6 protein-coding genes and 1 pseudogene are annotated in these 6418 nt (G+C 35.8%); 4 read left to right on the forward strand and 3 right to left on the reverse strand.

All coding sequences use genetic code 11. The features are described from left to right. Positions 1–348 (reverse strand): annotated as a pseudogene (locus HU235_RS09330) (hypothetical protein); the annotation flags it as partial. 79 nt (positions 349–427) lie between these two features. Between HU235_RS09330 and HU235_RS09335 the strand changes: the two are divergent. Beyond that, positions 428–1342: a phosphatidate cytidylyltransferase gene (locus HU235_RS09335; RefSeq protein WP_095301007.1), complete on the forward strand. Its 915-nt coding sequence runs from the start codon at positions 428–430 to the stop codon at positions 1340–1342. 133 nt (positions 1343–1475) lie between these two features. On the opposite strand, the gene HU235_RS09340 is transcribed toward HU235_RS09335, so the two are convergent. Together HU235_RS09340 and HU235_RS09345 are read right to left on the reverse strand one after the other, a co-directional pair. Then, a complete protein-coding gene (locus HU235_RS09340; protein WP_095301006.1) occupies positions 1476–1805 on the reverse strand; it encodes a hypothetical protein in 330 nt (109 codons plus the stop codon). A 69-nt stretch (positions 1806–1874) separates the two neighbouring features. Next, positions 1875–2897 carry a zinc-binding alcohol dehydrogenase family protein gene (locus HU235_RS09345; protein WP_174880044.1) on the reverse strand — a complete coding sequence of 341 codons (1023 nt, stop codon included), beginning with the start codon at positions 2895–2897 and terminating at the stop codon, positions 1875–1877. A 178-nt stretch (positions 2898–3075) separates the two neighbouring features. Here HU235_RS09345 and HU235_RS09350 point away from each other — a divergent pair, with 178 nt between their 5' ends. The 3 genes from HU235_RS09350 to HU235_RS09360 all read left to right on the forward strand — a co-directional run bounded on the left by HU235_RS09350 (position 3076) and on the right by HU235_RS09360 (position 5962). Then, entirely contained in the window at positions 3076–3435 is a 360-nt protein-coding gene (locus HU235_RS09350; protein ID WP_095301004.1) for a winged helix-turn-helix transcriptional regulator, read from the forward strand. 67 nt (positions 3436–3502) lie between these two features. Next, positions 3503–4993 (forward strand): coproporphyrinogen III oxidase, encoded by a 1491-nt coding sequence (locus HU235_RS09355; RefSeq protein ID WP_174880045.1) that lies wholly within the window; start codon positions 3503–3505, stop codon positions 4991–4993. Between the two features lie 192 nt (positions 4994–5185). Next, positions 5186–5962, forward strand: a complete 777-nt coding sequence (locus tag HU235_RS09360) for an enoyl-CoA hydratase (protein WP_174880046.1) — start codon at positions 5186–5188, stop codon at positions 5960–5962. Positions 5963–6418 lie beyond the last annotated feature (456 nt).

Genomic DNA, 6418 nt, shown 5'->3' on the forward strand with positions numbered 1-6418 from the left:
CCCAAGTACCCCAATGAGATTGTAAAGAAATTTCTTTTGATTTTTAATAAAAACATTCAATACACGCTTCATTTTGTCAACTTCGCGCTTTGTAACTTCTAATTTATAAATAACACAAGTTGTTTCAGGATATTTACTATATGTACCGGTGAAAATGTCTTCCTTTACAAACCCACCATTTAATGGGTTATTCGGGTTTTTTCTACCGAAGCTGTACATTTCCGTTAATTCAGCGTTAAACGAAATAGAGGCATGATTATATGGGGCCTTTGTATATTTCTTAATAGATTTTGTGAAAAGTGTCCCAGTATCGGTTAGTAAAATATAAACATAGATTTTCTGTGACATGTATAATCCCTCTTTAATATTCTTCCATTATATTCTATTCTTAGTATACAATAATTTTTAAATTGAGTAGGTGTGAATTTTGGTTAGTACTCTTTGGACTTTGGCAATTATTTTTCTTGCCTTATTAATTGTCACAATTGCAATATATGGAGTAAAAAAGAAAGAACCTAATAAAGATTTTACTGATGTGTCAATGAGGGTAAAAACATGGTGGGGGATGTTTGTCGTATTTGGGATGGCAACCCTCTTTACACAAACTGTCTCATTAATTTCACTTGCAGTGCTTTGTTTTTTTGCATTAAAAGAGTATTTTTCGATGATGAAAACGAGAAAGGCAGACCGTAGACTGTTTCTTTGGTCTTATTTGGCTATTCCTATCCAATTTTACTGGATTTATATTGGCTGGTATGGCATGTTTATTGTTTTTATTCCTGTCTATGTTTTTTTGTTTTTGCCATTACCGCGTTTATTAGGAAAAGGTACGAGCGGATTTTTGCGTTCTGTCAGCTCGACACAATGGGGCGTCATGCTCATGGTATTTGGTCTAAGCCACTTGGCATTTTTCCAAATAGCATCACCACAATATGGGGCAAATCTAGTACTCTTTCTCGTCGTTTTAACCCAAGTGAATGATGTAGCTCATCATTTTATATCTATTTATTTTGGGAAAAGAAAGGTTGTACCTTCAGCAAATCAGAATATTACGTGGGAGGGTTTTATTGGAGCGGTAATTATTACTGTACTTGTTGCCTATTTTATCTATCCACATTTAACACCCTTTAGTGTGAAAGCTGCATTGCTATCGGGCTTGCTTATTAGTATAACCGGCTTTTTTGGTAGCTTAACAATCTCAGTGTTAAAACGAGACCTACTATTAGGGAATGAAGAGAAGCGTCGTACAATCAAAGGAACATACTTAAATCGTGTCGACAGCTTAACCTATACGTCACCAGTCTTCTTGCATGTTATAAGGTACTTTTTTGATTTTATGTGAAAATGGGGACAGAGGGTGGCTCAAAACCAAAGGTTCAGACCCCTCAAACATAATATATAGACTAATGATGAGGTTAGTTTACTATATACCGGTGTTTGTTGGAGGGGTCAGACCCTTTTGAGTCCCCCAACTATTATTCCTTGTATCTTAAGTATTGATAATTGTCTGTCGGAACGCTTTCAATTGTGTTTCCTTCTTCATCTTTGTAAACCTCATATTCTCGGTAGACCTCAACTGTGTAGCCTTCATCTTCAACTACGTCAACGAGTTTCGTTTCAAGCGAATAGATTTGATTATCCTCTTCACTTGATTGTTCATTTGTAGCATTTGTCGATACTTCTTCATCAGATAGTTCTGGAAAACTAGCAATTACATGTTGCTTTTCAAAAAAATTTGCCGAGTCAAAATAGCCAATAAATCCGATTGTTGCAACAATGATTAGAATAGGAGCAATTTTCTTCAAAATGGTGTAGCGCCTCCTGTAAACTTTAAACTTATAATCATTGTATGTTTGTCTACTAGAAAAATATGCTTAGTTGAAAGACTCAATAACAATTTTTCCGATTGTACTTCCTGTTTCTACCTTTTGATGTGCAAGCTTTACATTTTCAGCATTAATTGGTGTTAATATTTCTGTTAATGTTGAGACGATTTCTCCTTTGTCAATCAAGTGAGCAAGTTGTGTAAGCAGCTTATGCTGGCATTCGATATCATTCGTTTCAAACATAGAGCGTGTAAACATAAATTCCCATACGAACGTTACACTTTTGTTTTTAAGTAAATTTATATCCTGTTTTTCAGAGGTTTCTACAATTGAACAAATTTTCCCCTGTGGATTAATTGCATTTGCCATATTGCCCCAATGCTGATCCGTGTTGTTTAAGCAAAATATATAATCTACTCCGTTGATTCCAATTCCTTTAAGTTGCTCTAAAAAGTCTTGATAATGGTTAATACAATAGTCTGAACCGAATTTTTTGCACCATTCCGTTGATTCTAAGCGAGATGCAGTCGAAATAACTGTTAATCCAGCAAGTTTAGCTAACTGAATCGCAATCGAGCCTACACCGCCAGCACCACCGATGATTAATATCGTCTTTTCTTTATATTTCTCGGGCTTGTTTCTATCAATGTTTAAACGATCAAATAAGCCCTCCCAGGCAGTAATTGCAGTTAATGGCAATGCTGCAGCCTCGGCATAGGTTAGTGTTTCGGGCATTTTGCCAACAATTCTTTCATCGACTAGATGATATTCACTGTTTGTTCCTTGTCTTGTGAGACTTCCTGCATAATATACTTTGTCACCTGGCTTAAACAAGGTGCATTCCTCTCCAACCTCTTCAACAATCCCTGATGCATCCCATCCTAAAATTTTCGGTATGTCTTCAGTTTTTTCTTTAGGAGCTCGAACCTTAACATCGACAGGATTTATTGATACTGCTTGAATTTTAACTAATAAATCTTTTTTATTAGGGACGGGTCTCGGAATATCTAAATCTAATAAACTATTTTCGTTTTCAATCGGTAAATATTGATATAATCCAACAGCTTTCATGTTTATCACCTCATTTGATTTCTTAACAATCATTATAAAGGGATGGAAGCTAATAAAGTAAGTAGGCACAATGATGTTAGCTAGTTACATAGATGTAACCATTAAGAATAAATGAAATGACACAACAAGGAAAATATGGTAAGTATAAGATGTTTAAGAACGTGATAGGAGTGAGATTGTGAGAAATCGGAAAAGTGGCTACGGTTGTCCTGAAGGGTGCCCAGTTGAGGCAACTCTTGATGTAATAGGTGGCAAATGGAAAGGTGTCATTTTATATCATCTGTTCGACTCACCAAAACGATTTGGTGAATTGAAAAAGCTAATGCCTGGTATTACTCAAAGAATCTTATCCCTTCAATTAAAAGAATTGGAGCAGGATGCTGTTATACAAAGAAAGGTATTTCCTGAGGTTCCTCCGAAGGTCGAATACTCACTAACTGAGTTTGGAAAAACATTAGAAACAATTATTAGTGAAATGTATTTATGGGGAGAGGCATATAAAACAAAAGTAATTGAACCAGCTTCTCCTAACATCTAACATTGACCTATAACGAATAACTTTTGTAAACTAAAAGGAGTTTTGATAAAAGTAAAGGTGAGAACAGATGAAAATATATATTAAAGGAATAGATGATGAACGTTTCCATAGGCCATTACGCTTAATTGGAAATTTATTTTTTGAAGAAACTGAACTCTGCTTTTCAGAAGGAGATGCCTCACTAGAAGCAGAGTTTTTCATTGAGGATAATGGAGAAAATGTTAAGATTAAAGGGATTTTACGTGTAGATGGGAAGGAGTATGCTGCGAGTAAAGATCAACAAATTGCAGCAGATCTAGAGGGGAAGGATCGCTTGCGAGTAGTGAAAAATACCCTTTCCTACGTATATTTAACCATTTTGCAGGAATATACAGGAATCATTCAAAAATGGGGAATATTAACGGGAATTCGCCCGACAAAGCTATATCATAAAAAACGGCGTGAAGGGATGTCTGAGCAAGACATTCATAAAATGTTTAAAGAAGAATATTTACTTTCTGATGAAAAAATTGACCTTATGAAGCAAATAGTCAATAGACAGCTGCAAACTGTCCCTGACCTTGATACATTATCGAATGAAGTCAGTATTTATATTGGAATCCCTTTTTGTCCAACAAAATGTGCCTACTGTACTTTTCCAGCGTATGCAATCAATGGGCGTCAAGGCTCAGTGACATCCTTTTTGGGTGGCCTACATTATGAAATGCGCGAAATAGGCAACTGGCTAAAAAGAACAGGAATTAAAATAACAACAGTATATTATGGTGGCGGAACACCAACGAGTATTACGGCTGAAGAAATGGATATGCTCTATGAAGAAATGGTGACATCCTTCCCAGATGTTGAAAAGATAAGGGAAATAACCGTTGAAGCTGGGAGACCAGATACGATTACAAAGGAAAAGCTCGATATTTTAAATAAATGGAAAATAGACAGAATCAGCATTAATCCACAGTCCTATATTCAAGGGACGCTTAAAGCAATTGGTCGCCATCATACCGTGGAAGAAACGATTGAAAAATTCAAGCTAGCAAGAGAAATGGGTATGAATAATATTAATATGGATTTAATTATTGGTTTACCAGGTGAAGGAATTGAGGAATTCGATTATTCATTGGCGGAATCTGCGAAATTAATGCCTGAATCATTAACTGTTCACACCCTATCCTTTAAACGTGCCTCTGAAATGACGAAAAACAAGCATAAATACAAGGTAGCAAGCCGCGAAGAAATCAGTGTTATGATGGACCATGCAGTAAAATGGACAAAAGACCATGGCTATGCTCCTTACTATTTATACCGGCAAAAAAATATATTAGGGAATCTAGAAAATGTCGGCTACGCGTTAGAAGGACAAGACAGCATTTATAATATAATGATAATGGAAGAACAGCAAACGATTATTGGCATCGGCTGTGGTGCTGCGAGCAAATTTGTCCATCCCGAAACAATGAAGATTACCCATTTTGCAAACCCAAAAGATCCTAAATCTTATAACGATGGATTTAAACATTATACAGAAGAAAAAATAAAAATTTTAGAAGAATTATTTGTGTGAAGATTAGCTGATGCTAGTCTTTTTTTATGTCAAAGCATGATTATCCTATGTAGTTATTCTGAGAGGTTTGTAAGGAGAACTATCGGAATGGTAACTCAAAGAACGAAATGATAAACAAATCACTCCAAAAAGAAGGAATCCTATTTCATTGTTACGAAAGGTAAAGAGAAAACAAAAAAGGGGTGGATAATTTTGAACTATGAAACGATTGAGCTTGTTAAAGATGGGGATGCTGCAACATTATTACTAAGCCGTGTGAATGCATTAAACGCAATGAATGTACAAATGCTTCAGGAATTAGAGAGTGCCTTAAAGGAGGTAGCGTCCTCTAACATACATATATTATGTATTGCTGGGAAAGGTCGCTCGTTTTCTGCTGGAGGTGATATAAAGACGATGCTATCAAGCTCCGATAATACAAATTACCACTCAATTATGGATACAATCAAATCAATCATTACGACGCTTTATACGATGCCAGCAATAACAGTTAGCTTTATTCATGGTGTTGCTGCTGGGCTTGGATTTAGTTTTGCACTAGCCTGTGATTATGTAAAGCTTGAAAAAAATGCGAGAGTAGCGATGAACTTTATTAACATTGGACTTATCCCTGATGGAGGCGGTCATTTCTTTTTGAAGAAGAGAATTGGTGAGCATCGTGCGAAACAGCTTATTTGGAGTGGGGAGATAGTGAACTCAGAAAAAGCGTACAAGCTAGGTTTAGTTGATGATTTGTATGAAGGAGATCCGATAGAGCAAATTCAACAAGCGAAAATACAGCTTCGCACACGTCCAATTCAAGCAATGATTGCCTCGAAAATGATTTATTGTAAGCAGGAGGAGCAAGCATTAAGGGAAATCCTTGAAGCCGAAACTAGCAAACAATTTGCGATGAGACAAACAGAGGATCATAAGGAAGGAGTTGCGGCATTTATTGAAAAGCGCAACCCGCAATTTTTTGGTCGTTAAGTTATTGGATACAATGTCGTGCTCTAAATTTCTTAGGTGTTATCCCGTTATATTTTTAAAAATTTTTGTGAAGTAGCATTGGGCAGAAAATAGAAGCTGTGTACAAATCGTTGCAATTGGCAAATTTGTTAGCGATAATAAGTGTTTTGCTTCGTTAATTCTTTCGTTGAGGTCTAGCTTTTTTTGTATAGAAAGTAGTATATGAGTATACTTGTTTTTATGAATGAAGTCCGTATTGAGGTGCTTTTTTAAAAAAGCGTGCTTAATGACAAAGGGAATGGGATAACAATTGGCTTTGGTTAAAGCGAAAAAGACTCGTCAATTGACGGGTCTTTTGATTTTACTGTACTTGATCTAACGAATATTCCATTAAATCTCCTTTAATAGAATAATAACGATTACATCATTCCTTTTTCTTTTCTTCCCATCTTATACAATATGTATCCTGTAATATAT

This window comes from Metabacillus niabensis (assembly GCF_902829255.1).
Lineage (GTDB): Bacteria > Bacillota > Bacilli > Bacillales > Bacillaceae > Metabacillus > Metabacillus niabensis.